This is a genomic window from Myxococcus sp. MxC21-1 (genome assembly GCF_032612255.1).
Taxonomy (GTDB): Bacteria; Myxococcota; Myxococcia; order Myxococcales; family Myxococcaceae; genus Myxococcus; species Myxococcus virescens.
Genome location: NZ_CP123278.1, coordinates 5,951,104 through 5,976,800 on the forward strand (window position 1 = coordinate 5,951,104; position 25,697 = coordinate 5,976,800).

The following is a 25,697-nucleotide window of genomic DNA, read 5'->3' on the forward strand; positions in this document are numbered from 1 at the left end:
TGGATCACCCGGACAAAAGCCCAGGGTAGGAAAAGGCCTAACCTCCCAGGAGCTCTCGGTGCAGCCGGGCCGTCAGCGCCTTCAGATGTGCTTTGTCCACCAGCAGCGTCAGTTGCAAAGGCGACGTACGGGCCGCGTGGACGTGAGCCCCCAGCTCCTCGGCGGCAGCCAGCGCGCGGCGCAGCGGCGCCCAGTCCGCGTTCAACCCCACGCCCACACAGGTGACGGTGCCCAGGTCCTCGCGCCAGGACACGGCGTCACCGAAGCGCGTGGCCAGCTCCCGGCGCAGCGCGTCCGCGCCGTGGATGTCCGCCAGGGGCACGGTGATGACCGTCCTGCGTGCCCCACCCACCGGGCCCTCGAAGTCCAGCGTCCGCCCGCGCACGGCGCGCGCATCCAGGAACTCCAGCAGCTCCGCCAGGCGGACCGGCTCCGAGGCGGCAAGCACGGCCATCTCCGCGTCGGCGGTGACACCCTTGAGGCGGTGGTCCGTGGGGACGGCCAGCTCCTGGACCGCGGTGCCCGTTCCCTGGCCGTGCGCGGTGCGGGCGAGGATGGTGATGCCCCGCGCCTTGGCCCACTCCACCGCCTGCGCGTTGAGCACCTTGGCGCCCGCGCTCGCCAGCTCCTGCATCTCATCGTAGCTCAGCGACTCCAGCTTGCGCGCGTCCGGCACCACCCGGGGTCCGCGCTGAAGACGCCGTCCACGTCCGAGTAGATTTCACACGCCTCCGCGTCCAGCGCCGCCGCCAGCGCCACCGCCGTCGTGTCCGAGCCGCCGCGCCCCAGCGTCGTCACTTCCTTCTTGAAGGAGACGCCCTGGTAGCCCGCGACGATGACGACCTTGCCGCGCGCCAGCTCGTCGTGGATGCGGTACGGCCGCACCTCCACGATGCGGGCCTGCGCGTGCGCGTCCGTGGTGATGATGCCGCTCTGGCTGCCGGTGAAGCTGATGGCCGGCACGTCCATCTCCTGGAGCGCCATGGAGAGCAGCGCCATGGAGATGCGCTCGCCACACGTGAGCAGCATGTCCAGTTCACGACGGGGCGGGTCCACCGAAACGCCCTTCGCCAGCGCCAGCAGTTCATCCGTGGTGTCGCCCATGGCGCTCACCACCACCACCACCTGATAGCCCGCCTCGCGCTTGTCCTTCACCCGCTGGGCGACCTTGCGGAGCTTCTCCACGCCGGCGACCGACGAGCCGCCGTACTTCTGGACCACGATTGGCATGATTCGACTCACTACCCTTGTTCGGCGTGTCCGGAAAACCACACTGGCAGGCCTCCCTGCAGAAGTCTGGCCAGCCGCTGAACGACGCCCACACCCGGAGTCGGTGTCGCCTTGACACGCCAATGTCGGGTTTAATGCCGCGCCCATGCCGATGATCGAGGTCCAGCACCTCACGAAGCGATACCGAGACCGGGTGGCCGTGGACGACCTCACCTTCCAGGTCGAGGCGGGTGAGATTCTCGGGTTCCTGGGCCCCAACGGGGCGGGCAAGTCCACCACCATGAAAATCCTCACCGGCTTCCTCCCGCCGTCGGAGGGGGTGGTCCGCGTCGGGGGCTATGACGTGGAGGCCCAGCCGCTCGAGGTGAAGCGCCGCATCGGCTACCTGCCGGAGATGCCGCCGCTCTACGTGGAGATGACGGTGCGAGGCTACCTGCGCTTCGTCGCCTCGCTGAAGGGGCTGTCGGGGAGCGCCCTCAAGGCCGAGTTGGAGCGGGTGGCCGCCCTCATGGGCGTGACGCACGTCATGGACCGCGTCATCCAGAACCTGTCCAAGGGCTACAAGCAGCGTGTGGGAATCGCCCAGGCGCTGCTCGGCTCCCCGCCGGTGCTCATCCTGGACGAACCCACCGAAGGCCTGGACCCCGCACAGCGCGCCGAGCTGCGCGCCCTCATCAAGGGCCTGGCCGGCAAGCACACCGTCATCCTCTCCACGCACATCCTCCCGGAGGTCACGATGACGTGCCAGAAGGTGCTCATCATCCACCAGGGAAAGATGGCCGCGTACGACGACATCTCCCAGCTGGCCCGCATCCACGGGCAGGCGGAGAACGCATCGCTGGAAGAAGTCTTCATCAAGCTGACCGCCGCCTGAGCGCGGCCCCTTTTCGAGGACCCCGCCTCCATGCGCACCGCCCTGGCGATTGCCCGCAAGGAACTGTCCATCTACTTCACCACGCCGTGGGCCTACGCCGTCTTCACGGCGATGGCGGCGCTGACGGCCTTCTACTTCATGGACCTGCTGCAGGCGTTCAACGACGTCCAGGGCGTGGCGCGCCGGGTGGGCTGGGCGCAGATGTCCCCGGACTTCAACATGTACCGCAACCTCACGGACGGGGTGGTGGTGGAGCTGTGGGGCAGCGTCCTGGTCATCACCCTGGTCGTCACGCCGTTCCTGTCCATGCGGCTGTTCGCGGAGGAGAAGCGCAACCGCACCTTCGAGCTGCTGATGACGGCCCCGGTGCGGCCCATTGAAATCGTGCTGGGCAAGTACCTGGGCGGCCTGGGCATCATCTCCGCCACGCTCGCGCTCACGCTCGTCTTCCCGCTGCTGCTGTCCGCGCTGGGCCACAGCGAGTCCGGGCTCGTGCTGGAGTGGTCCACCGTCCTGCTGGGCTACGGCGCGCTGCTGCTGTGGGGCGCCACCTGCATGGCCGTGGGTCTGTTCATCTCCGCGCTGACGGAGAGCCAGATGCTGGCGGCCTTCCTCACCTTCTGTGCCCTGCTGGCGTGGATGCTGCTGGGCCAGGTGGCCCGCCGCGCGGAGGAGCCGCTGCGCTCCGCGCTGTCCTACGTCGCCTGCGACCTCCAGTTGCAGGGGATGATCAAGGGCGTGCTGGACGCGCAGTCGCTGGTGTTCTTCGCCTCCGTCATCGGCTTCTCCCTCTTCCTCACCCACCGCACGGTGGATGCGCAGCGGTGGGCCTGACATGAAGGCGGCGCATGTCGGCAAGGTCCTGGGCGCGTTCGGACTGCTGCTGTTGCTGTCGAGTCCGTTCACCCTGTTCATCACCTCGGACAGCGCCGTCGCCGCCGCCGTGAAGGCGGGCGCGGGGCTGGTGCTGGTGGGCATCTACGGCGCGACGAACTACCGGCAGTTCGGCCAGTTCGCCACGCGCCGCTCCAGCAGCTTCTTCGCCACCACGGTGCTCACCACGCTGGGCGTGTTCGCCGTCCTGGTGGCGGTGAACTCCCTGGCCTTCAAGCAGAACCGGCGCTGGGATTTGACGCAGGCGCGCATCCACACGCTGGCGCCGCAGACGGTGTCCACGCTGGCCGCCATTCCCGACCCGGTGCGCGCCATCGCCTTCATCACCCCGGCGCATGCCCAGTACGGCCAGTTGGAAGCGCTCTTCGCGCTCTACCATGCCGAAGCGCCGGGGAAGTTCGAGTACACCTTCAAGGACCCGCGCCGAAGCCCGGACCTGGCCGCGAAGTACCAGGTGCGTGAGGGCCAGACGGCGGTGGTGCTGGTACGCGGCGAGGGCGAGCACGCCACGCACACGCTGCTCGCCACCGTATCCGAGCAGGAGCTGACACACGCGGTCCTCAAGCTGAACGCGGTGGGCACCCAGAAGGTCTATTTCGTCACCGGCCACGGGGAGTGGCCCCTGGACAAGGAGCAGGCGCCGCCCCATGACCCGGGCGCCAGCCTGTCCGAATTCCGGAGGCAGTTGCTCCAGGAGGGCTACACCGCGGAACCGCTGAACCTCGCGGGTGTCCAAGACGTGCCACGGGACGCCGCGCTGGTCATCATCGCGGGGGCCCGGGGGCCCTACACCGCGCCGGAGAAGGAGCTGCTCCAGCGCTATCTCGCCTCCGGAGGACGCATGCTCTACTTCGCTGACGCCGGTCTCCGTGATGGCCTGGACGGACTGCTGGCGGAGCACGGCGTGCAGGTGGACGAGGGCATCGTCGCGGACGCGCAGTACAACAGCGGCAATCCCTTCGTGGTGCTGTCGCTCTTCTACAGCGACCACGAGATTGGCAAGCCACTGCACCAGCGGGGACTCAACGTGGAGTTCCCCACCCCGCGCAGCCTGACCCTGCTGCGCATGGGGATGGCGCCGGGCGTCCAGGTGCAGCCGGTGGTCCTCACGTCCCAGTACGGCTGGGTGGAGAGCACGCCAGAAGAGAACGCGGTGCCTTCGGATGGCGAGAAGGCGGGCCAGTTGGTGCTGGTGGCCGCCGTGACGCGTGATACCCAGGCCTCGCCGGGCAAGCGCTTTGATGAAGCGCGCCTGGTGGTGATGGGGGACTCGGAGCTTCTCCTGGACCCGAACTGGGGCCATGAGCCCAACCGCAACCTGGTGATGAACGCGCTGGGCTGGGCGTCCAACCAGCTCACGAAAATCACCATCCGCCCGCCGGACCGCGAGGTGTCCACGCTGGAGCTGGACGCGGCGACGCTCAGCCGCATCCGATTCTTCGCCACGGACCTCATGCCACTGTCGCTGCTGGGCGTGGGCCTGGCCATCTGGCTGTCGAGGCGCAACAAGTGACGCCGGCCCGCGGAAGGTGGCGGTGGAGCATCCTGACCGTCGTCACGGCGGGCCTGGGGCTCACCGCATGCACCGGTGAGAAGGCATCCGAAGCGAACGAGGCCCGGCGGAAAGCCGACGCCCAGCAGCGCCTCTTCATCACGGGGACGGAGGAGACGCGCGGACAGGACGACGGGGTACCTGCCGAGAAGCCTGTCTTCACACACTTGACGGTGCGGGCCCGGGGCGACACCACCGAGCTGGTTCGTGAGCAGGACGGTACCTGGAAGCTGACGGCGCCCGTGTCCGCTCGCGCGGAGGCGGCCGTGGTGGAGACCCTCCTCGGCACGCTGGCGTCTTCGAGCTTCAGCGCCACCGTGAAGGAGGCGCCCACCGACGCTGACCTGGAAGCGTACGGCCTGAAACCGCCCCTCTTCACCGTCACGGCCCGGGCCTTCGTGCCAGATGCCCAAGGCCAGGGGGCGCAGGACCCCGCTCGCCAGCGCACGGTGACGCTGCACTGTGGCAAGGAGAACACCTACGACGGCTCCGTCTACGTACGCCGGGACGCGGAGCCGGCGGTCCACGCCGCCGCGGGGACGGTGCGCTGGGCCCTGGACCGGGACACCTTCGCCCTGCGCGCCAAGGACCTCCTGCCCCCCTGGACGAGCGTGCGCTGAAGGGCATCGAGGTGAAGGCGCCGCAGGGTGCGTATCAACTGGCGCGGGACGCGGACGGCGCGGGCTGGCGGCTGGTCGCGCCGGTGGCCGCCAACGCGAACGCGACGCGTGTCGCGGAGCTGCTGAAGGCCCTGGTGGAGCAGCGGGCACTGTCCTTCCCCGAAGACACGCCGGAGTCCCGGAAGCGGTTGGGTCTGGAGGCCCCGGTGGTGGACGCCCGCTTCACCGGTGGCCCGGGCGAGCCGGTGCGCGTGCGGATGTCCCGCGTGACGGAAGATGGCGCCGTGCGCGCCTATGCGTTGCGCGAGCAGGGAACGCAAGCCGTGCTGGGTGAGGTGCCCGAGGACGCCCTCGGCGTGCTGGACGTGAGCGTCCGGGAACTGAAGGACCGGCGCGTGCTGGAGTTCCGGCGCCAGGACGTCCGTCGCATCGTGTTCCATCCGGGCGGTGGCGCGCCCGCCATCACCGTGGTGAGCACGTCGGAAGCCAACGAAGGCGCCGGGCACTGGGACATGGAGTCCCCGCAGCGGGGCAAGGCACAGCATTTCAAGCTCGCCTCGCTGCTGCGCGCGCTGGAAGGTCTGAAGGCCACGGGCTACGGCGAGACGAACCCCAAGAATTGGGCCCGGTATGGCGTGACGGAGGACTCCCCCGGCGCCGTGCTGCTAGGCGCGGACGGACGCGAACTGGCGCGGCTCTGGCTCGGCGCTGAAGTCCCCGACGAGCCCGGCACGCTCTACGCCCGCGGCTCCGGCCCCGACGTCCTCGAGGTGCCCGAGTCACGACTGACGTTGCCCACCAGGCCCGAGGACTTGCAGGAAGCCCCGAAGGCCCCCGACGCACCGAAGCCGCCCGCGAAGACGGAGCAAGCTCCCTGAGCACCCCGTCCCCGACTCACCATCAGACAGCGCCCATTCACGCCAGGTCAGCGCCCGTCACCGGCATCCCTTCACGAGCGCCGGCGCGGAACAAGGACCTGGCGCAGCTCACAGCTTGATGACCTCCGTCCCTCGCCGGGGCAGGACGACGCGGAACACGGTGTGACGGCCGGAGCCGGACTCCACGTCCACGCTGCCGTGATGCGCGTGAATGATTTGCTGGACGATGTAGAGCCCCAGCCCCAGGCCTCCGGTGCGAGCCCGCTGTTGTGAGCATCCCCGGAACGGGTCGAAGAGGTAGGGCTGCTGCTCGGCGGGAATCACGCCCACGTTGGACACGGAGAAGGTGATGGAGTCCGCGTGGCTGCCATCCAGCCGGAGCTGCACCGGCTCGCTGGTGTCCCCGTGCTGAAGCGCGTTGCCAATCAGGTTCGAGGCCACCTGCGCGAGCCGGTCCGAATCCCAGTCCCCCACCAGGTCCCCTTCCTTCCGCACGTCGAGGGAGTGCTGGGGGAACGCCGCGTGGTGCTCCTGGACGATTCGCTGGACGAGCAGACCGAAGTCCGTCTCACTCCGGCGCAGCGGGATGCCACCCGCGAGCCGGGCCCGCGCCAGGTCGAGAACGTCCTCAATCATCCGGCCCATGCGCTTGCCGCTCGTCAGCATGCGGCTGGCGCTCTTGCGGACAGCGGGGTCCTCCGTGCGGCGGAAGAGCAGGTCCGCGGCCGTGAGGATGGCGCTCAACGGGTTGCGCAGGTCATGGCCCAGCACGGCGGTGAACATCTCGTTGAGGCGAAGCGTCTCCGTCAGCTCCTCCAACTGGTGGGCCAGCTGCTGCTTCTGCCGGTGGAGCTGGAAGAAGACCTCCGCCTTGTTCCGCAGGACGTGCGGCTCCAGCGGCTTGTAGAGGAAGTCCACCGCGCCCGCGTCATAGCCCTTGAAGCGCCGACGCTGGTCGTGTGCCCCCGCGGTGACGAAGATGATGGGAATGTCGCGCGTGCGCTCCGAGCCGCGCATCAACTCCGCCAGCTCGAAGCCATCCATCTCCGGCATCTGCACGTCGAGGAACGCGAGCGCGACGTCGTCGTGCTCCAGCAGCAGCTCCAGTGCATCCGCGCCCGAGCGGGCCTGGAGCACCTCGACGTCCTCACGGCGCAGCAGGGCAGCGAGCGCGATGAGGTTCTCCTCGAGGTCATCGACGAGGAGGCATTTCACCCGGGGCGTCATGGGAACGGAGTCCTTCCCGATACCGTCAACCTTCATGTCCACCTCCTACCCTCCGCAACAGGTCGGCCAGCTGTTCGAGCGAGAGCACGAAATCCGCGGGGCCACGCGCCAGCGCCGCGGCGGGCATGGTGGCGACGTGGGCCGTGTCGGGGCGCTGCACCAATGTCACGCCGCCTGCGTCCCGCACGGCCGCAAGCCCGCGCGCACCGTCCGAATTCGCGCCCGTGAGGATGAGTCCCGCCAGGCGGTGACCGTAAACGTCCGCGGCCGACTCGAAGAGCACGTCGATGGACGGCCGGGAGAAGAGCACGGGGTCATCCGCGGAGAGGGCCAGCGAAGGTCCTTCATCCACGAGCAGGTGGTAGTCGGGCGGCGCGAAGTAGATGGTCCCTGGCTGGACGGACTCCTTGTCCTGCGCTTCCCGCACGGGGAGCGCGCAGCGCGCGGAGAAGATGTCCACCAGCATGCTGCGTCGCTCCCGGGGTTGGTGGATGACGACGAGCACCGAGGGGCGGAACGCGCGGGGAAGCGAGGGCAACACCGTGACCAGCGCTTCCACGCCCCCGGCGGAAGCGCCCACCACCACGGCGTCGATGCGGCCCCGGAGGCTTTCAAAGTCCACGAGCGCCCTACACTTTCTGGAAGAGGCGGTCCTCCCAGACGAGGGAGGAGAAAGCCGACGCGTGTTGAGAGAATCGCAAGGACTCACGGGCCCCCAGGCCCAGGAATCCCCTGCGACAGAGAGAGTCCTTGAACAGCCCGAGCGCGCGCTCCTGCAGTTCGCGGTTGAAGTAGATGAGGACGTTGCGGCAGGACAGCAGCTGGACCTCCGCGAAGACACTGTCGGTGGCCAGGCTGTGGTCCGAGAAGACGATGTGCTTCTTCAAGGTGCGGTCGAACACCGCGTTCCCGTAGGCCGCCGTGTAGTAGTCGGAGAGCGAGGCCGAAGCCCCGGACTGGCTGTGGTTCTGGGTGAAGGCGGCGATGCGGTCCACGGCGTAGACGCCCGCCTCCGCCTTCTGGAGTGCCTGGGTGTTGATGTCCGTGGCGTAGATGAGCGTGCGCTCCAGCAGCCCCTCTTCGCGCAGCAGGATGGCCAGCGAGTAGACCTCCTCGCCCGTGCTGCACCCCGCCACCCAGACCTTGAGGGACGGGTACGTCCTGAGCAGCGGGACGACACTCTCACGCAGCGAGCGGAAGTAGGACGGATCCCGGAACATCTCGCTCACCTGCACGGTGAGGTAGTTGAGCAACTCCGGGAACAGGTCCGGCTCGTGAATGAGGCGGCCCTGGAGCTGTGACAAGGTGCGGCAGCCGAAGTGGTCCGCGGCCAGCGTCATGCGCCGCTTGAGCGACGCCATGGCATAGCCACGGAAGTCGTAGTGGTACTTCAAGTAGATGGCGTCCAGCAGCAGCCTCAACTCGATGTCCAGGTCCTTGGATGCCCTCATGCCGCCCGCCCGTCCCTAGGCCTTGGGCATCCAGACGCGGATGAGCGACAACAGCTTCTCCACATCCAGAGGCTTGGCGATGTAGTCATTGGCGCCAGCGGCCAGGCACTTCTCCTGGTCATCCCGCATGGCCTTCGCAGTCAGGGCGATGATGGGCAGCTTGTGCCATTCGGTGCGCTTGCGGATTTCGCGCATGGCCGTCAGCCCATCCATCTCCGGCATCATGATGTCCATCAGCACCAGGTCCACCGTCTGCGACGGTTGGGCGAGGCTGCGCGTCAGACGCTCCAGCGCTTCCTTTCCATTGCGGGCAATCTCCACCTTGGCGCCCCGCGGCTCCAGGACGCTGGACAGGGCGAAGATGTTTCGCACGTCGTCCTCCACCACCAGGATGCGCCGGCCCTCTAGCGCCGCCTCCCGGTCGCGCGCCACCTGCAGCATGCGCTGCCGCTCCGGGGGCATCCGCGCCTCCACCTGATGGAGGAAGAGCGTGACTTCGTCCAACAGGCGCTCGGGCGAGCGCGCGCCCTTGATGATGATGGACTTGGAGAAGCGCCGCAGCCGCTGCTCCTCGTCGCGCGTCATCGAGCGGCCCGTGTAGACGATGACGGGCGGGAAGGAGACGTTCTCCAGCGCGGCCATCTGTTCCAGCAGCTCGTAGCCGCTGAGGTCCGGCAGGTTGAGGTCCATCACCATGCAGTCGAAGGTGCGCTCACGCAGCTTCTCCAGCGCCTGCCCCGCAGTGGCCACGCCGACGATGCCCACCTCGTCGCTCTCCAGCAGGTGCTGGATGCTCTCGCGCTGGCGGGCGTCGTCCTCCACCACCAGCACGCGCCGCACGCCGGGGGAGAACTTCGTCTCCAGCTTGCGCACGGCATCCATGAGCTGCTCGCGCTGCACCGGCTTGAAGGCATAGCCCACGGCCCCCAGCTCCAGCGCCTCGCGCGAGTGGTCCGCCACCGAGATGACGTGCACGGGGATGTGCCGCGTCTTCGCGTTGCGCTTGAGCTGGTCCAGCACCGCCAGGCCCGAATGGTCCGGCAGGTTCATGTCCAGCAGGATGGCGCTCGGCTGGTACCGCACGGCGGCCTGGTAGGCGTCACTACCGTTGTCGGTGACGATGGCCAGGAAGCCCAGCTCCCGCGCCAGGTCCCGGAGGATGAGGGCGAAGCGCCGGTCATCCTCGACGACGAGGATGACGCGCGCGTCCGGAGCCAACTGCTCGCGGTCGTCCTCCACCGCGCTGGCGGCCAGCGGGCGCGGCGCGGTCTCCACCCACGACGCGGGAACGGGCGCGGGCGGCGGGGCCACCGGCGCACGGAAGGAGGCCACCGCGCCAGGAGACTCGCGAGCCACCAGCGTCCGGTCGCCGAGCGCCACCGGCAGCGTCACGGTGAAGGTGCTTCCCTGACCGGGCGTGCTCTCCACCGACACGTCGCCGCCCAGCAGCCGCGCCAGGTCGCGGGAGATGGAGAGGCCCAGCCCCGAGCCGCCGTACTTGCGATGGGTGCTGCCATCCGCCTGCCGGAAGGCCTCGAAGATGAGGCCCTGGAGGTGAGCGGGAATGCCGATGCCGGTGTCCGTGACCGCGAACGCCACCCGGCCCGGACCGGCGGGAAGGACGCGCAGGGACACCGCGCCCTTCTCCGTGAACTTGAGCGCGTTGGAGAGCAGGTTCTTCAGCACCTGGCCCAACCGCTGGGGGTCCGTCTCCACCGTGGCCGGCGCTCCCGGCTCCACCTGCGCGGTGAAGCCGATGCCCTTCTCCTGCGCCAGCACCTCGAAGGTGCGCGACAGGTTCTCCACGAAGCGCGGCAGGCTCACCGCCTCCGGCAGGAGCTCCACCTTCCCCGCCTCGATGCGGGACAGGTCCAGGATGTCGTTGATGAGCGCGAGCAAGTCGTTGCCCGCCGCGGAGATAGTCTGCGCGAACTTCACCTGCTCCTCGGTGAGATTCCCATCCTTGTTGTCGGCCAGCAGCTTGGCCAGGATGAGCGAGCTGTTGAGCGGCGTGCGCAGTTCGTGGCTCATGTTGGCCAGGAACTCGGACTTGTAGCGGCCGGTGCGCTCCAACTCCTCGGCCTTCTCCGTCAGCTCCGCCTGGGCCCGGGTGAGGACGTCCTTCTGCTTCTCCAGCAGCTGCGTCTGCGCCTCCAGTTGGGAGTTGGTCTGCTCCAGCTCCGCCTGCTGCTCCTCCAGCCGGGCCTGGGACTCCTTCAGGATGCGGCTCTGCTCTTCAATCTCTTCGTTGGAGACGCGCAGCTCCTCCTGCTGGGCCTGGAGCTCCTCGGACTGGCGCTGCGTCTCCTCCAGCAGCTCCTCCAGCCGCGTGCGGTCATGGGAGGTCCGCACGGCGATGGCCACCAACTCCGCCACCCGTTCGAGCAGCGCCAGGTCGGAGGGGTGGATGGGGTGGAGGAAGCCCAGCTCCAACACCGCGTTGACCTTGCCGTCCACCTGCGCGGGTACCACCAGCAGGTGCCGCGGCGTCCCCTGTCCCAGGCTGGAGCTGACGGGCAGGTAGCCTTCGGGCACGTCCTGGACGTGGAAGACGCGACGGTGCTTGAGCGCCTGTCCAACCAGCCCCTCTCCTGGCTGGAGCACCGCGCCCGAGCTCGGGAAGGTCGCGGGCAGCGCATAGCCCGCGAAGCGGCGGAAGCGCTCCGCCTCATCCGCCAGGTAGAGGGCGCCCACCTGCGCATCCAGGTACTCCGCCAGCAGGCGCAGGACGTTGTCGCCCAGCTGCTCCAGGCGCTGCTCGCCCTGCATCGCCGCGCTCAGCAGCGACTGTCCCTGCTGCATCCAAGCCTGGATGGAGCGCGCCCGGAACTCGCGCGACGTCATGTACGCTGCGATGAAGATGAGCACCAGCAGCAACGCCGACCCCAGCCAGGTGACGGTCAGCGACGTGGTGGCCGCGCGCTGGAAGTCGCCATCGCGCAGCTCGAGCAGCCGCCGCTCCTCCGTCTCCATCTGCTCCACCAGGGCTCGGATGCGGGTCATCAGCTCGATGCCTTCATCGGTCCGGACCAGGGCCAGCGCGGCATCCGGCTGGCCCGTCTGCTTCAGCTCCACCGTCCGCTGAATCTCCGCCAGCTTCTCGGTGATGAGGGCGTTGAGCGTCACCAGCCGCCGCTGCTGAAGCGCGTTGTCGCCCATCAACGTCTGGAGCTCCGCCAGTTGAGTCGGCAGCAGCCGGTTGGCGTTGGTGTACGGCTCCAGGTAGCTGTCCTCGCTCGTCAGCAGGAAGCCGCGCTGGCTGCTCTCCGCATCTTTCACCGAAGAGAGGAGCGTCTTGAGACGTTCGACCACCCCCATGGTGTGGCGGACCATCTCCACTGCGTTCGTCCGCGTCTCCAGCGCCTGGTAGGTCAGGACGGCGATGAGCAACACCGCCAGCGCCGCCACCACGTAGCCAGCGAGCGTCGGCGGCGGCAGCGGCGGTCCAAAACGATTGACGCGAGGGGTGGAGGAGCTCATCGAACCTCCCGCACGGTCGAGAGGGCGCGCTCACTTCCGCGACGGCACGAACGGCCAGCCAGGTCGCTGTTGAGGCACTGAGGAACACCTGTCATGTTGAGACGCGTCCGGTAGCGGGGGTCGACGCAGCAGGTCACCGCGTACCACAGGCCGCGCTGGGTCCTCAGGCGCCCACCCGCCAGACACGTCGCACAATATCGGCTACGCGACACTGTGCTGCCCCGAGGGGTGGCTACACCTCCAGCAACACATACCGCTGGTCCGGGGTGTGCTTCGCCAACAGGGGCATGGCCACGTTGTAGACGGGGATGCCGCTCTTCGTCTTTCCGTTGCGAGCGCCGTGGTGCGCGTGCCCGTGGAACACCGCCTCCGCGCCGTAGTGGTCAATGGGCATGGACAGGCGGCTGGTGCCCAGGAAGGGGCGAATCTCGATGTTCTCCCCCTCCAGCGTGTCCGGCACCGGGGCGTAGTGCATGATGACCACCTTCTTCTCCACGTCGAGGTGGCTCAGCGCGGCCTCCAGCTTGAGCGACTCCGTGACGGCCTCCTGCACGAAGGCCTTCGTCTGACCCTCGCCAAAGGCCTGGAGTGTCGCGTTGCCGAAACCGCCGCCAAAGCCCTTCACGCCCGCCACGCCCAGCACCTTCTCGAAGATGAAGTGGTCCCCGTCCAACACGTGGACGCCGACCTTGGCCAGCTCGCCGCAAATCTCCTTCACCTGGTTGTGCTCATAGTCGTGGTTGCCGAGCACCGCGGCGCAGGGAACGCGGAGCGCGGACAGCTCCTCCGCCAGCACCTTGCCCTCTTCAATCATTCCGCGGTCGGTGAGGTCGCCGCACAACACGAGCAGGTCCGCCGTGGCGTTCACCTGCTTGACCAGTTGCCGGAAGCGACCGTGGTGGTCCTCGCGGCAGTGCAGGTCACCGACCGCCGCCAACCGAATTTTCGAGCCCGGATCGCGCGCCACTCTCGTCCCCTCGCTGTCGTTCGTTCTCGTCCCAGGACCTCCCGTCACTGAAGCCCCAGTGGTGGATGTCCACGTGATAGTTCACGCGGGAAATCAGGTTGCCGCGGCACAGCTTCTCTTCCCAGCACCCCTCGCGCAGGGTGTGCAGCGTGCGGCTCATCAGCTCCGCCATCACCCATTCGGGAATGGCGTCCCGCTCGGACGGATAGGCGAAGCGGAACATCATCAGGTGACTGAGCAGGACCTCCCAGTACCGGTCGAACCGGCGCATCATCCGTTCCCAGTCCATGTTCCGGCCCGCCTTCAGCAGCAGGTGGTTCACGTCCGCGCCGTCATAGCGCTCGCGCTCGTTCACGAACGCCTTGGACCAGATCATCTCCTCGGCGGGAGCCACCAGACACTCGTGCCCGAAGATGGTGGCGCGCGGGGCGTGTTCGAACCACTCGTCGTCCACCACCGCCACGCCGTTGCCGGAGGAGAAGATGAAGTCGACGAAGTAGTCGCCCTTGAAGGCCTTGTAGAGCCAGACCTCGTCCGCGCGCTCGGTGCGCCAGCCATCCTTCTCCAGGACTTGCAGCGCGCGGAGCGCGTCCGCCTTGCGGGGGAAGAGGTCCAGGTCCTTCGTGTCGCGGTAGATGCCGGTGTACGTCGCATAGGCGTAGGCACCGCCCACGACGAAGGGCACCCCGGCGTCGATCAGCAACCCGACGGCCCTGGCCCGGGCGTTGAGTTCGTCCGGGGCCCGCTCACGCTCTGCCAGCTGCGCGTCCGTACCCATCTCGCCGGGATGGTTGGGGTGTCTCTTTTCCATGGCCGAAAGGTAGGACTGAGAATTTCAGCCGTCCGCCGGTGCGGAATAGATGCCTGGGGAGCGGGCAGCCAACCTACAAGCATCGTGATTCCGGACGTTTCACGCACCCTGCAGGCGCCTTTTCCGTTTTCCGGCCGAGCTGTGTCCATACAGGCAGACACGCTGCTGCACGGCCCGCCGGGGGCCGTTCGAAGGGATCGTGGACCATGAGCCTGCTATGTGCCGCCCTGCTGGTGACGGGCTGTGACAACGCGACGAGCGACCAAGACACCTTCCGGGAAGGACTGCCCTCCAAGGCGATGGTGGAGATGCGCTCGCCCTCCAGGAACAACGGGCAGGGGCTGACGGCCTCCTACGGTGAAGGCCAACGGGCCGGGTACCATCCTGCAGGCCATGGCGGGCAGGAGGCCATGGAGACGCGGGAACTGGTGCGCGTGGACGTGGAGACACAGGCCGCCGCCATCCACCACCACGTCGATGGAATGACGCTGGATGAAGTAGCCGCGCTGCGGAGCCGCTCGGTGCCCACCAGCCGCAAGCAGTTGGAGCACTTCGCGGCGCTGGGCAGAGAGGAGCTGAAGGTCCCATGAGCGCGCACGAATCGGAATGGACGCTGCGCCGCCTGAGCGCCGGAGAGCTGACCACCACCGAGGCCGCCCGCGTCCAGGCCCATGCGGCCTCGTGCGAGTCCTGCGCCCAGGCCCTGCGCGGCATCCAGGCAGCCCAGACACGGCTCGAAGCGGAAGGCCCCTTCGGGCGCTTCGAGGCCGGCGTGGAGCAGGCCCTGCGGCGGCAGCAGGACTCCGCCCGGCCACCGCCGCGACGCTGGGTGGCGACGACGGTGGCCATCGCCGCGTCGCTGCTGGTGGTGGTGCTGGTGCGCCCGCTGCTGGGCTCCAGCGCGGAGTCGGGCGCCATCGAGGGACTCAACCGCCTCAAGGGCGGCGCGACGGCGGAGTTGCTCATCGGCGGGGGCTGGGGCCACAGCGGGAGGCCATTCCGGGCAGGCCCGAGGCGCTCGACCTGGGTGAGCGGGTGACGGTGGGCTACAAGGCGGGGACGCACCGCTACGTGGCGGCGCTGTCGGTGGACGCCATTGGCGAGGTGACGCCGCTATTTCCGGAGGCGGGAGCCAGCGCCCCCGTGGCACCCGGCAGCGGACAGCACTGGCTGCCCGGAGGATGGGAGTTCACCGGCTCCGGAGCTGAGCGCGTCATCGTCGTGCTGAGTGACGAGCCCCTGCCCCAGGAGACGCTGGTGGAAGCCGCCCGGCGCGCCTTTGCCCAGGCGGATGGCGACGTCGGCCGGATGGCCGAACTGGAAGTCCCCGGAGCGCAGACGCACTGGGTGCTGCAGAAGCCATGAGCCGTCTGCCCTGCCCCACGCGCGCCCTGGCGCGGGTGCTCGCCCTGTCCGCGTCCGCCGCGGACGCGGACACGCTGCGCTGCTTCGCGCTGGTGGCCGGCAATGACCAGGGCGGCGCCGACACGCGTCCGCCGCGCTTCGCTCGGGACGACGCCCGGAGAATGCACCCGCTCCTGCTCCGCCACGGCTCGGAGCTGGGATTTCTTCAATCCCACCGAGGGTGAGCGCGCCACCTGGCCAGACTTCTCCGCGCCGGACGGCCAGGAGGGCAGCCGAGCGGACATTCCCGCGCATGAATGGTGACGCGCGGGGTGGATTCTCTATGCTGGCCGCTGTTCTCCCGCGCCCTCCATGTCCAAGCCCTCCATCCTCGAAGTTCTCAAGAGCCCGCGCATCTGGCTGCTCGTGGCCGTTGGTTTCGCCTCGGGCCTGCCCCTGTGGCTGACGGGCGTCACGCTGTCGGCGTGGATGAAGGACGAAGGCGTCAACTTGAAGACGATTGGCGTCTTCGGCCTCGTGAGCATGCCGTACACCTTCAAGGTGCTCTGGGCTCCATTGATGGACCGCTACACCCTGCCCTTCCTGGGCCGGCGGCGCGGGTGGATGCTGGTGACGCAGGTGCTGCTCATGGGCGCCATTGCCGCCATGGGTCTGGTGAATCCCAAGGACGCGCCGGTGACCATGGCCGCCATGGCGGTGCTGGTGACGTTCCTGTCCGCCAGTCAGGACATCGTCGCGGACGCGTGGCGCACGGACATCCTCACCGTGGAGGAGCGCGGCCTCGGCAACTCCACGTACATCACCGGCTACCGCCTGGGCATGCTCACCGCGGGCGCCCTGGCCCTGACGCTGTCGGACATCGCCGGCTGGTCCCAGACGTACTTCATCATGGGCCTGCTGATGGCCGTGGGTGTGGTGGCCACGCTCCTGGCCCCGGAGCCCCAGGGCTCGAAGCCGCCGCGCAACCTGACGGACGCCGTGGTGAAGCCCTTCGTGGAGTACTTCACGCGCAAGGGCGCAGTCGCCGTCATCCTCTTCCTGGTGCTCTACAAGCTGGGAGACGCCATCGCCGCCGGAATGGTGACGCCCTTCTACAAAGAGCTGGGCTTCTCCAACACGGAGATTGGCGCGCTCAGCAAGGGCCTGGGCATGGTGTCCACCATCGCGGGTGGACTGCTGGCCGGCGTGCTGATGGTGAAGCTGGGCACGCGGCGCAGCCTCTTCGTCTTCGGCGCGGCACAGGCCCTCACCAACCTGATGTTCATGGGGCTGGCGCTGGTGGGGAAGAACGACCTGATGCTGGCGGCCACCATCACCGTGGACAACCTCTGCGGCGGTCTGGCGGTAACGGCCTTCGCCGCCTACCTGATGTCGCTGTGCCACAAGAGCTTCAGCGCCACGCAGTACGCGCTCCTGTCCGCGCTGGGCACGGTGGCCAATCGTCTCATCTCCGCCTCCTCCGGCTACCTGGCTGAGTGGCTGGGCTGGCCCACTTTCTTCGCCGGCACCGTGCTGCTCGCCGTGCCCGCGCTGGTGCTGCTCGCGTTCCTCCCGGAGAACGCCGCCACCCCGGCCGAGGAGCCCCGGAGCCCGCGCCCCAAGGCGAGTCCTCATCCAGCGCGGCGGCCGTGGCCCGTTGAATCGCCACCTGAATCCCGGGGCCGGCACGGCCCGGATGTAACGCGGTGCACGCTCGCCAGAATCGTTGAGCCGTCCTCCTTGCGGCATGACTATGTTCCGCGGCCATGGCACACCCGCTCGCTGGCAAGCCCCCACCGGAAGACTTCCTCATCGACCCCGAGAAGCTGCGCGCCGCCTACTTCTCCGGCCGGCCCGACGTGGGCGTGGCCGAGCAGCGCGTCGCCTTCGGCACCTCCGGGCACCGCGGCTCCTCCGCGCGCAACAGCTTCAACGAAGGCCACATCCTCGCGGTGACGCAGGCCATCTGCGAGTACCGCCAGCAGCAGGGCATCGACGGGCCGCTCTTCCTGGGAATGGACACCCACGCCCTCTCCTCCCCCGCGCAGCAGACGGCGCTGGAGGTGCTGGCGGCGAACGGCGTCCAGGTGCGCTTCACCGACGGCGCCACGCCCACGCCGGTCATCTCCCACGCCATCCTCACGTACAACCGCGGCCGCACGGCGGGGCTCGCGGACGGCATCGTCATCACCCCGTCCCACAACCCGCCGGAAGATGGTGGCATCAAGTACAACCCGCCCAACGGCGGCCCCGCGGACACGAACGTCACCTCCGTCATCGAGAAGCGCGCCAACGCGCTGCTCGGCGCGGGCAACGTGGGCGTGCAGCGCATCCCCCACGAGCGCGCGCGCACCGCGGCCACGGTGAAGCCGTACGACTTCATCACCCCGTACGTGGAGGACCTGGGCACCGTCATCGACATGGAGGCCCTGCGCGGCGCGAAGCTGCGCATCGGCGCGGACCCGCTCGGCGGCTCCAACGTCGCGTACTGGGAGCCCATCGCCACGCGCTACGGGCTGAACCTGCACGTGGTGAACCCCACGGTGGACCCGACGTTCCGGTTCATGCCGCTGGACCACGACGGGAAGATTCGCATGGACTGCTCGTCCCCTCATGCCATGGCGAACCTGGTGCGCCTGAAGGACGCGTATGACATCGCGTTCGGCAACGACGCGGACTCAGACCGGCACGGCATCGTCACCCGAAGCATGGGGCTGATGAACCCGAACCACTACCTGGCGGTCGCCATCGACTACCTCTATCGCAACCGGCCCGGCTGGAAGCCCGGCACCGCGGTGGGCAAGACGCTGGTGAGCAGCAGCCTCATCGACCGCGTGGCGAAGGACCTGGGCCGCCGCGTCGTCGAGGTGCCGGTGGGCTTCAAGTGGTTCGTGGACGGGCTGCTGGACGGCTCGCTCGGCTTCGGCGGCGAGGAGAGCGCTGGCGCGTCGTTCCTCCGCCGAGACGGCACGGTGTGGACCACGGACAAGGACGGCATCATCCTGGACCTGCTGTCGGTGGAAATCCTCGCGCGCACTGGGAAGGACCCTGGTGAGCACTACCAATCCCTGGCGGCGAAGTTCGGCGCGCCGCACTACACGCGCATCGACCAGCCGGCCACCGCCGCGCAGAAGGCCGCGCTGAAGAAGCTGTCCCCGGAGGCGGTGAAGGCCACCACGCTGGCCGGTGAGCCCATCCTCCAGCGCCTCACCCGCGCGCCCGGCAACGACGCGGACATCGGCGGGCTCAAGGTGGTGGCGGAGAACGGCTGGTTCGCCGCGCGTCCCTCCGGCACCGAGGACGTCTACAAAATCTACGCGGAGAGCTTCCGCGACGAAGCCCACCTCCAAGACATCCTCCAGGAGGCGCGCGCCATCGTCGGCGAGGCGTTCGCGTCGACTTGAGCGGCGTGAAGCTCGTCCTTCTGTACGTGCTCGCCCTGCTGATGGTGGGCGCGGGGCTGAACCACTTCCGCGCCCCGCGCATGTACGAGCGCATCATGCCCCCGTACCTGCCCTTCCACGGACCGTTGGTGTTCTGGAGCGGCGTGGCGGAGGTGCTGCTGGGCGTGGGCCTGGTCATCCCCCAGACGAGCCCGCTGGCCGCCAGGGGCCTCATCGCCCTGTTCATCGCCGTCCTTCCGGCCAACCTCTACATGGCGCAGCACCCGGAGCGGTTCCGGAAAATCCCCCCGGCCCTGCTCTGGCTGCGGCTGCCCCTGCAGGCCGTCCTGATCCTCTGGGCCTGGTGGTACACCTGAGCCGGGCCGCCCGCCCGGCTGCCCTCCGGTGCGTCCTTCCTTGACTCGCAGGGGGGTGCTCTTTAATTTCAGAGGCTTCCAGTAGCCCCACCGAAATCCGAAGGACGTTCCATGGCTCGCGTTACCGTCGAAGACTGCCTCCCCCTCGTCGACAACCGGTTCGCGCTGGTGCTGCTCGGCGCCAAGCGCGCGCGGCAGCTGATGGCGGGTGCCCGCCCCATCCTCGAGCAGTCCAAGAACAAGCCCCCGTGCTGTCCCTGCGCGAGGTGGCCACCGGCCGCGTGAAGTTCGACCGTGACGTGCGCGAGGCGCTGTCCGGCAAGTACACGGGCGACGAGCCCAAGTAGCCCCCGCCGTTCCCTTCAGCCCCCTTCCTTCCCGGCAATGCTCGCCGGGGAGGGGGCCTCGGGGAGCAGGCCCTGGGAGCGCAACCAGCGCACCGCCCGCGAGGCAACGGCCTTCTCTCCTTTGTAGCCCAGCAGTGGCACCAGTTGGACCACCGGCACCCAGCGCACCTCGTCCACCTCGATGCGCGGTCCCGGCAGCGGCCCCAGCTCTCCCTCCTGATAGCGGAACAGGAAGAAGTGGACGCGCTTGAAGATGCGCTGTCCGCGGAACTGGTACACGTAGCGAATCTCGCCCAGCGGGGCCATGAGCGACACGGACAGCCCCGTCTCCTCACGCACCTCGCGGCTCGCCGTCTGTTCCGGCGACTCACCTGGGTCCACGTGCCCCTTGGGGAGCGCCCACAAGGTGCGGCCATGGGGACGGATGACGGCCACCTCCCAGTGGCCGGCGCTCTCCCGGATGACGACACCTCCTGCGGACGCCTCGCGTGGCATACCCGCCCACCCTACCCGATGCGGAAGGAAAGGTGCTCACCCGCCATGCGCGAAATGGCGAAGCTTGGCCTCCGCCCCCAGCCGGTAGGCGTAACGCAGGTCCCCCAGCAGCCGGTCCAACCGCCGGGCGGCGACGTGCCCCATCAGCCGCGAGCAGAAGCGGCGTGACAGCCGGTTCGCCTCCTCGTAGCGCCACCGCTCCTGGACGGAGAGCTGCTTGCGGTAGGACACCCGGTCGAAGAGACGCTGGAGCAGCTCCCGCGCCCAGGCCCCCACGCCTTCGCCCCACCTGTGCAGCAGGCACACCGCGAACTTGTCCACCTCCGCCTGCGCCTCCAGCTCCAGCAGCGACACCGTCCGGCCGTGGGCCGCCGTGTGGGCCACGTAGAGGAAGTGGCTCACGCCTTCGGCCAGCTGGCAGTAACCGGCCAGGTCGCTGTCCAGCACGTAACCCAGCGGACCGGATTCGTAGGGCTTGAGCCTGTCGAGCAGCGCCGGTGACAGGTAGAGGGCCAGCTCCAGCGCGTCGCCTGCCTCGTGCACCAGCAGCTCCTCGTCGGCGCGGCCGGTGCCTCCCAGTTGGGCGGCGGCCTCCGTGTCCACCACGAAGACCTCCGCCCTTGCCTCGCACGTGAAGCCGTAGATGGCCTCCAGGTGGTCCTGAACGCGGCCAATCATCCCCACCTCCGGCTAGTTGGCGAGCTGTCCCTTGGGCCGCGGCATCATCCCAGCGTCGAGCAGCACGCGCTCCAGCCGGTCACTTCCGGTGCGGACCCACGCCTCATAGACTTTCAGCACGCCGCTGGGGCCGGCCCTCACCATGCCCCGCGCGGAGATCTCCTCCAGCACCTCCACCACCTTGCGGAACTTCTCGCACAGCTCCCGGTACACCTGCGCGAAGCCCGCCGCCGGTGTCAGCTCCGCCACGTGGCCATACGCCGTGCCACCCATCTGGATGTAGTAGTCCGGCCCCACCACGCCGCCCTCCAGCGCGCCGGAGAAGAAGCCCACGGTGTACAGCGACACGTCGCCCAGCCGGCGCAGCGTGCGGATGCGCTCGGCGCGCTCCTGCTGCAAGGCCTGGTGGTAGAGGATGGCCAGGGGCTCGTGGTCCTTGCGCCCGTCCTCCTCGCGGGTGAACAGCTTGTCGGTGACGGCGAACTCGGACAGCAGGTTCACCAGGTAGAACTCCGTCACCTCCGCCAGTTCTACCCGCTGCCGCCCCGTGACCTCGCCCAGAAGAGACTTGAAGAACTCCTTCAGAGACAGGGACGCCACCAGTCCACTCATGGACACCTCCCGTCATTCCCCGGGCGGACGTCGCCCGGAGGAGACCTGGGAAGCGTAGCAATCGGGTGCGGATGCGGCAAAAGCCACTCTCAGTGATTCCAGGCACTTGCGTTAGCACTCTCCTATCGAGAGTGCCAATCCAGCGCCCACGGCAGCCCGCCGGGCATGAAGCCACGGGTCGAGGACGTCACGGAAAAACCCCAGCAATGCCGCGCAGTTGGCACGTTCGGGAGCGGTCAGCCAGCGTCGCTTGACGGGTCGACTTCGGTGGTTATTATCCGCCGCGCCTGGGCGTTAGCACTCATGAGGTGCGAGTGCTAACCCCATGGGTCGCGAGGCCCTTTTTCAACCCCCAAGCAGCTTTCGGTTGCCAACGGAAACGGCGCCGGAAGCGACACGTAAGGAGCAGGCCATGAAGATTCGTCCCCTGCAGGATCGGCTCATCGTCAAGCGCGTCGCCGAGGAGAACAAGACCAAGGGCGGCCTCTTCATCCCCGACACGGCGAAGGAGAAGCCCCTCGAGGGCAAGGTCATCGCCGTGGGCAACGGCAAGGTGCAGGAGGACGGCAAGGTCCGTCCGCTGGACATCAAGGCCGGCGACACCATCCTGTTCAGCAAGTACGCGGGCACCGAGATCAAGCTCGACGGCGAGGAGCACCTCATCCTCCGTGAAGAGGATGTGCTCGGCGTGATCGAGAAGTAATCCGGCTTCCCCCACTCTTCCTTCAAGGAACCATCCAAATGGCGAAGGACATTCTTTTCGACGTGCGCGCGCGTGAGGCCATCCTCCGCGGCGTCAACATCCTGGCCGATGCGGTCAAGGTCACCCTGGGCCCCAAGGGCCGCAACGTCGTCATCGAGAAGAGCTTCGGCTCCCCGACCATCACCAAGGACGGTGTGACGGTCGCCAAGGAGATCGAGCTCGAGAACAAGTTCGAGAACATGGGCGCGCAGATGGTCAAGGAGGTTGCCTCCAAGACGTCTGACGTCGCCGGTGACGGCACCACCACGGCCACCGTGCTGGCGCAGGCCATCTTCCGCGAGGGCGCGAAGCTGGTCGCCGCGGGCCACAACCCGATGGACATCAAGCGCGGCATCGACAAGGCCGTGGGCGCCATCGTCGCCGAGCTGAAGAAGCTGGCCAAGCCGACCAAGGACAAGAAGGAGATTGCCCAGGTCGGTACCATCTCCGCCAACGGTGACGAGACCATCGGCACCATCATCGCGGACGCGATGGAGAAGGTGGGCAAGGAAGGCGTCATCACCGTCGAAGAGGCCAAGGGCCTGGAGACGACGCTGGACGTGGTCGAAGGCATGCAGTTCGACCGCGGCTACCTGTCCCCGTACTTCGTGACGGACCCGGAGCGCATGGAGGCGGCGCTCAACGACGCGCTCATCCTCATCAACGAGAAGAAGATCTCCTCGATGAAGGACCTCCTGCCCATCCTGGAGCAGGTCGCCCGCGCCGGTAAGCCCCTGCTCATCATCGCCGAGGACATCGAGGGCGAGGCCCTGGCCACCCTGGTGGTCAACAAGATCCGCGGCGTGCTGAACGTGTGCGCGGTGAAGGCCCCGGGCTTCGGTGACCGCCGCAAGGCCATGCTCGAGGACATCGCCACCCTGACGGGCGGCCGGATGATCGCCGAGGACCTGGGCATCAAGCTGGACACCATCACCCTCCAGGACCTGGGCCGCGCGAAGCGCATCACGGTGGACAAGGACAACACCACCATCGTCGACGGTGCCGGTGGCCAGCAGGAGATCGAAGCGCGCGTGAAGCAGATCCGCGCCCAGATCGAGGAGACCTCCAGCGACTACGACCGCGAGAAGCTCCAGGAGCGCCTGGCGAAGCTCGTGGGCGGCGTGGCCGTCATCAACGTCGGCGCGGCCACCGAGACGGAGATGAAGGAGAAGAAGGCCCGCGTCGAGGACGCGCTCAACGCGACCCGCGCGGCCGTGGAAGAGGGCGTCGTCCCTGGCGGCGGCGTGGCCTACATCCGCTGCCTCAAGGCGCTGGACGGCCTGCAGCTGACCGGCGGTGAGAAGTTCGGCGTGGACATCATCCGCCGCGCCGTCGAGGAGCCCCTCCGCCAGATCGTCGGCAACGGCGGCCTGGAGGGCAGCGTGGTGGTGAACAAGGTCAAGGAGTCCTCCGGTCCGTTCGGCTTCAACGCCGCCACGGGCACCTACGAGGACCTGCTGGCCGCCGGCGTCATCGACCCGGCCAAGGTCAGCCGCACCGCGCTGCAGAACGCGGCGTCCGTGTCCTCGCTGATGCTCACCACCGAGGCCATGGTGGCGGAGCGTCCGAAGGAGGAGAAGGACCTCCCCGCCGGCGGTGGCATGGGCGGGATGGGTGGCATGGGCGGTATGGGCGGCATGGGCATGTAGTGCGCCCCTCACCCCGGCATCCGTCCGGGGTGACGTCCTGAACGCGGCCTCCGGCTCCCTCATGGGGATCCGGGGGCCGTCGTCTTTGCGGGCTGGGTGGCGGCACGCCCTCCTGGCCCTTACTTTGGTGAATACGAGGGAGGAGACACCCGTGAAGCCCGTGAAGATTTTTACGACCACCTACTGTGGCTACTGCGTCCGCGCCAAGGACCTGCTCAAGCGCAAGGGCGTGGATTTCGAAGAGGTGGACGTCACCGGAGACGACGACCTGCGCGCGAAGCTCGTGGAGATGAGCGGTGGCCAGCGCACCGTGCCGCAAATCTTCATTGGCGACACGCACGTCGGCGGCTACTCCGACTTGTCCCGCCTGGACACCGAGGGCCGCCTGGAGCCGATGCTCCAGGCCTGAGCACCCCAGGCAGGCGGGCAGCCGCCCCCGCCAAGGCTCCCGGCTCGCCGTGCATAGCTTTTTCTCCGTGGCACTTCACTCATCCACGGGAGGCGGCATGGCAGGCGAAGAGCGGCAGACGGGGACCCGGGACGAGCAGTACAACCTCATCAGCGTCCTGTACCACCTGCTCAAGGGGGCCTCGACCAGTGAGGCGTACATCCGGGATGCCGAGGAAATCGGCGACCCCGAGCTCGCCCAGTTCTTCCGCGATTGGCAGGAGGAGCAGCGAAACCTCGCCGAGCGGGCCAAGAATCTGCTCGGCGCCCGCATGGCGGGCGTCTCCAGGGCGGGCACCGGCCGCAAGCGTTCGGCCCAAGGGGGCAGGCGCGGCGCGGACTCGGTGGAGAAGCAACCCACCAACGCGAGCGTCGCATCGGGCGGCAATGACACGACGCGCGACGCCGTGGACGAGGAGCTGCTGGAGAGCTTTCCCGCAAGCGACCCGCCGGCCCGCTACTGAGTCCCCATCCGGATTCCTGCGCCCTTCCGCGAGGGAGTGACGCAGGACTCTGGATTCTGGCCGAACGTTCGTCTTGTATGGGGGGTCGTGAAACACACCGCTCCCTTCCCTTGCCCGCGCCTGATGCTGCTCATGGTGGCCATCCTGGCCGCGGCCTGCCGGAGCACGCCGTTCCAGGTACGGGGCGCCGTGCCCGAATCGCTGGGCGCGTCCGCGGTGGTCGTCCAGCCCTTCGACTTCCAGTGGGCGGAGCCCGACTGGCGCGCCGTGGAGTTGTCACAGCGGCTGGTGAATGTGGCCCTGGCGCAGACGGGTGACGCGGCCCTCTTCTTCGGCCCCACCGAGTTGCAGGTGGCGCGGCCCGGCGAGGACGGCGGTCATGGGCTGACGCGCGCCGTGGTGGCGGCATTGGCCTCCTACGGCGTCCGGCCTGACGGGTTGATGGTCCTCCGCCCCTCGGCGGAGAAACGAATCCAGTCCGGTGAACGTGAACTGATTGACACCGAGGGCTACTCGGTGGGCCAGAGCGCCACCGAGGTGGTGATGTACGTGGGCCGTGTCGAGGTCCTCCACCCCGCCACGCACGAGGTGGTGATGGAGGTCTTCGGGGAGGCCACCGTGAATCCCTACGCAGACATCCTCGATGAGGACGCGGACCCGGCTCCGGCGCTGACGAGCCTCATGGAGGAGCTCACGCGCGAAGCACTCCGCGGCCTGTCGAGCCACCTGAAGCCACCCCGCGCGCCATCCCCCGCGCTGGCCACCTCCCTGGCGTGGGCGCCGTGGGACGTGCTCGACACGGCGGCGTGGATGCCCAAGGACATGACCGACCTGGAAGCGCCGCTGCGCACAGAAGCCGGGCAGGACCCGCGAAGCCTGCGCATGCAGCGCCTGCGCTTCGCCAACCCGCACGCGGACGCCGCGCTGCTGGAAACACTGGCGCGGCGCCCCGGCGGCCTCTATGTGCGCGCCGCACCCGAGGGCGCGAAGCTCTCCACGGGGGACCTGGTGCTCACGCTCGACGGCCGCCCCGCACTTCCCCAGACACTTGCCCGCGCACGACTGGCGCTCGTGCCAGTCGAAGCGCGCGTTCAACAACCCTCAGGCAGGATTGTTCCACTCGTACTGCCTTGAGTTTTCCCGATGTGAAGAGGCTCGCGTCGGGCTTGCCCGCC

23 protein-coding genes and 4 pseudogenes are annotated in these 25,697 nt (G+C 68.4%); 17 read left to right on the forward strand and 10 right to left on the reverse strand.

Annotated features, from left to right (window positions below; all coding sequences use genetic code 11):
• Positions 1–37 precede the first annotated feature (37 nt).
• Positions 38–1,230, reverse strand: a pseudogene (locus QEG98_RS26130) (aspartate kinase).
• A 151-nt stretch (positions 1,231–1,381) separates the two neighbouring features.
• Between QEG98_RS26130 and QEG98_RS26135 the strand changes: the two are divergent.
• Genes QEG98_RS26135 through QEG98_RS26155 form a run of 5 tightly spaced genes read left to right on the forward strand, consistent with a single transcriptional unit; the run spans position 1,382 to position 6,048 of the window.
• On the forward strand, positions 1,382–2,104 hold the full coding sequence (locus QEG98_RS26135; RefSeq protein ID WP_011554860.1) for an ABC transporter ATP-binding protein: 723 nt from the start codon (positions 1,382–1,384) through the stop codon (positions 2,102–2,104).
• A 30-nt stretch (positions 2,105–2,134) separates the two neighbouring features.
• On the forward strand, positions 2,135–2,938 hold the full coding sequence (locus QEG98_RS26140) for an ABC transporter permease (protein ID WP_316563223.1): 804 nt from the start codon (positions 2,135–2,137) through the stop codon (positions 2,936–2,938).
• Position 2,939: 1 nt separating this feature from the next.
• Positions 2,940–4,511, forward strand: a complete 1,572-nt coding sequence (locus QEG98_RS26145) for a GldG family protein (protein ID WP_316563224.1) — start codon at positions 2,940–2,942, stop codon at positions 4,509–4,511.
• Positions 4,508–5,170, forward strand: a complete 663-nt coding sequence (locus tag QEG98_RS26150) for a DUF4340 domain-containing protein (RefSeq protein WP_316563225.1) — start codon at positions 4,508–4,510, stop codon at positions 5,168–5,170. Before QEG98_RS26145 ends, QEG98_RS26150 begins: the two co-directional genes overlap by 4 nt.
• Before the next feature lie 11 nt (positions 5,171–5,181).
• The gene (locus QEG98_RS26155) at positions 5,182–6,048 is read left to right on the forward strand and encodes a DUF4340 domain-containing protein (RefSeq protein WP_316563226.1); all 867 of its coding nucleotides are present in this window, start codon (positions 5,182–5,184) and stop codon (positions 6,046–6,048) included.
• Between the two features lie 108 nt (positions 6,049–6,156).
• Here QEG98_RS26155 and QEG98_RS26160 read toward each other — a convergent pair whose 3' ends face one another.
• The 6 genes from QEG98_RS26160 to QEG98_RS26185 all read right to left on the reverse strand — a co-directional run bounded on the left by QEG98_RS26160 (position 6,157) and on the right by QEG98_RS26185 (position 13,984).
• Complete coding sequence (locus QEG98_RS26160) at positions 6,157–7,311, reverse strand: sensor histidine kinase (protein WP_090493096.1); 1,155 nt, start codon at positions 7,309–7,311, stop codon at positions 6,157–6,159.
• Positions 7,301–7,897, reverse strand: coding sequence for a chemotaxis protein CheB (locus QEG98_RS26165; RefSeq protein ID WP_316563227.1), 597 nt, complete (start codon positions 7,895–7,897; stop codon positions 7,301–7,303). Before QEG98_RS26165 ends, QEG98_RS26160 begins: the two co-directional genes overlap by 11 nt.
• Positions 7,898–7,904: 7 nt before the next feature.
• Positions 7,905–8,726, reverse strand: coding sequence for a CheR family methyltransferase (locus tag QEG98_RS26170; RefSeq protein WP_141591367.1), 822 nt, complete (start codon positions 8,724–8,726; stop codon positions 7,905–7,907).
• A gap of 15 nt (positions 8,727–8,741) precedes the next feature.
• Positions 8,742–12,206, reverse strand: a complete 3,465-nt coding sequence (locus QEG98_RS26175) for a response regulator (protein WP_316563228.1) — start codon at positions 12,204–12,206, stop codon at positions 8,742–8,744.
• A gap of 232 nt (positions 12,207–12,438) precedes the next feature.
• The gene (locus QEG98_RS26180) at positions 12,439–13,143 is read right to left on the reverse strand and encodes a metallophosphoesterase (protein ID WP_090493104.1); all 705 of its coding nucleotides are present in this window, start codon (positions 13,141–13,143) and stop codon (positions 12,439–12,441) included.
• A complete protein-coding gene (locus QEG98_RS26185; protein WP_373284025.1) occupies positions 13,127–13,984 on the reverse strand; it encodes a nucleotidyltransferase in 858 nt (285 codons plus the stop codon). The genes QEG98_RS26180 and QEG98_RS26185 overlap by 17 nt, the downstream gene beginning before the upstream one ends.
• Before the next feature lie 206 nt (positions 13,985–14,190).
• Between QEG98_RS26185 and QEG98_RS26190 the strand changes: the two genes are divergently transcribed.
• The 7 genes and pseudogenes from QEG98_RS26190 (at position 14,191) to rpoZ (ending at position 19,435) form a co-directional block, all read left to right on the forward strand.
• On the forward strand, positions 14,191–14,574 hold the full coding sequence (locus QEG98_RS26190) for a hypothetical protein (protein WP_316563229.1): 384 nt from the start codon (positions 14,191–14,193) through the stop codon (positions 14,572–14,574).
• Positions 14,571–15,349 (forward strand): annotated as a pseudogene (locus QEG98_RS26195) (zf-HC2 domain-containing protein). Before QEG98_RS26190 ends, QEG98_RS26195 begins: the two are co-directional and overlap by 4 nt.
• A complete protein-coding gene (locus QEG98_RS26200; RefSeq protein WP_316563230.1) occupies positions 15,346–15,573 on the forward strand; it encodes a hypothetical protein in 228 nt (75 codons plus the stop codon). The pseudogene QEG98_RS26195 and the gene QEG98_RS26200 overlap by 4 nt, the downstream one beginning before the upstream one ends.
• Positions 15,574–15,700: 127 nt before the next feature.
• Positions 15,701–16,837 (forward strand): annotated as a pseudogene (locus QEG98_RS26205) (AmpG family muropeptide MFS transporter); the annotation flags it as partial.
• Positions 16,838–17,094: 257 nt separating this feature from the next.
• Positions 17,095–18,732: a phosphoglucomutase (alpha-D-glucose-1,6-bisphosphate-dependent) gene (pgm, locus tag QEG98_RS26210; RefSeq protein ID WP_316563231.1), complete on the forward strand. Its 1,638-nt coding sequence runs from the start codon at positions 17,095–17,097 to the stop codon at positions 18,730–18,732.
• A gap of 5 nt (positions 18,733–18,737) precedes the next feature.
• Positions 18,738–19,088, forward strand: a complete 351-nt coding sequence (locus tag QEG98_RS26215) for a DoxX family protein (protein ID WP_279627375.1) — start codon at positions 18,738–18,740, stop codon at positions 19,086–19,088.
• 111 nt (positions 19,089–19,199) lie between these two features.
• Positions 19,200–19,435: pseudogene (gene rpoZ / locus QEG98_RS26220) on the forward strand (DNA-directed RNA polymerase subunit omega).
• A 15-nt stretch (positions 19,436–19,450) separates the two neighbouring features.
• On the opposite strand, the gene QEG98_RS26225 reads toward rpoZ, so the two are convergent.
• From QEG98_RS26225 to QEG98_RS26235, 3 genes are read right to left on the reverse strand one after another with little or no spacing between them, the layout of a single operon-like run.
• Complete coding sequence (locus QEG98_RS26225) at positions 19,451–19,930, reverse strand: NUDIX hydrolase (protein ID WP_090493118.1); 480 nt, start codon at positions 19,928–19,930, stop codon at positions 19,451–19,453.
• Positions 19,931–19,966: 36 nt separating this feature from the next.
• The gene (locus QEG98_RS26230) at positions 19,967–20,608 is read right to left on the reverse strand and encodes a hypothetical protein (protein ID WP_090493120.1); all 642 of its coding nucleotides are present in this window, start codon (positions 20,606–20,608) and stop codon (positions 19,967–19,969) included.
• 12 nt (positions 20,609–20,620) lie between these two features.
• On the reverse strand, positions 20,621–21,220 hold the full coding sequence (locus QEG98_RS26235; RefSeq protein WP_186817857.1) for a hypothetical protein: 600 nt from the start codon (positions 21,218–21,220) through the stop codon (positions 20,621–20,623).
• A gap of 412 nt (positions 21,221–21,632) precedes the next feature.
• Between QEG98_RS26235 and groES the strand changes: the two genes are divergently transcribed.
• The 5 genes from groES (at position 21,633) to QEG98_RS26260 (ending at position 25,656) form a co-directional block, all read left to right on the forward strand.
• A complete protein-coding gene (groES, locus tag QEG98_RS26240) occupies positions 21,633–21,923 on the forward strand; it encodes a co-chaperone GroES (RefSeq protein WP_002640434.1) in 291 nt (96 codons plus the stop codon).
• Positions 21,924–21,961: 38 nt separating this feature from the next.
• Complete coding sequence (gene groL, locus QEG98_RS26245) at positions 21,962–23,611, forward strand: chaperonin GroEL (RefSeq protein ID WP_201421379.1); 1,650 nt, start codon at positions 21,962–21,964, stop codon at positions 23,609–23,611.
• Positions 23,612–23,762: 151 nt separating this feature from the next.
• Entirely contained in the window at positions 23,763–24,020 is a 258-nt protein-coding gene (gene grxC, locus QEG98_RS26250) for a glutaredoxin 3 (RefSeq protein ID WP_090493126.1), read from the forward strand.
• Positions 24,021–24,117: 97 nt separating this feature from the next.
• A complete protein-coding gene (locus QEG98_RS26255) occupies positions 24,118–24,522 on the forward strand; it encodes a hypothetical protein (RefSeq protein ID WP_194863020.1) in 405 nt (134 codons plus the stop codon).
• Between the two features lie 132 nt (positions 24,523–24,654).
• Entirely contained in the window at positions 24,655–25,656 is a 1,002-nt protein-coding gene (locus tag QEG98_RS26260; protein ID WP_316563232.1) for a hypothetical protein, read from the forward strand.
• The last annotated feature ends 41 nt before the right edge of the window (positions 25,657–25,697 follow it).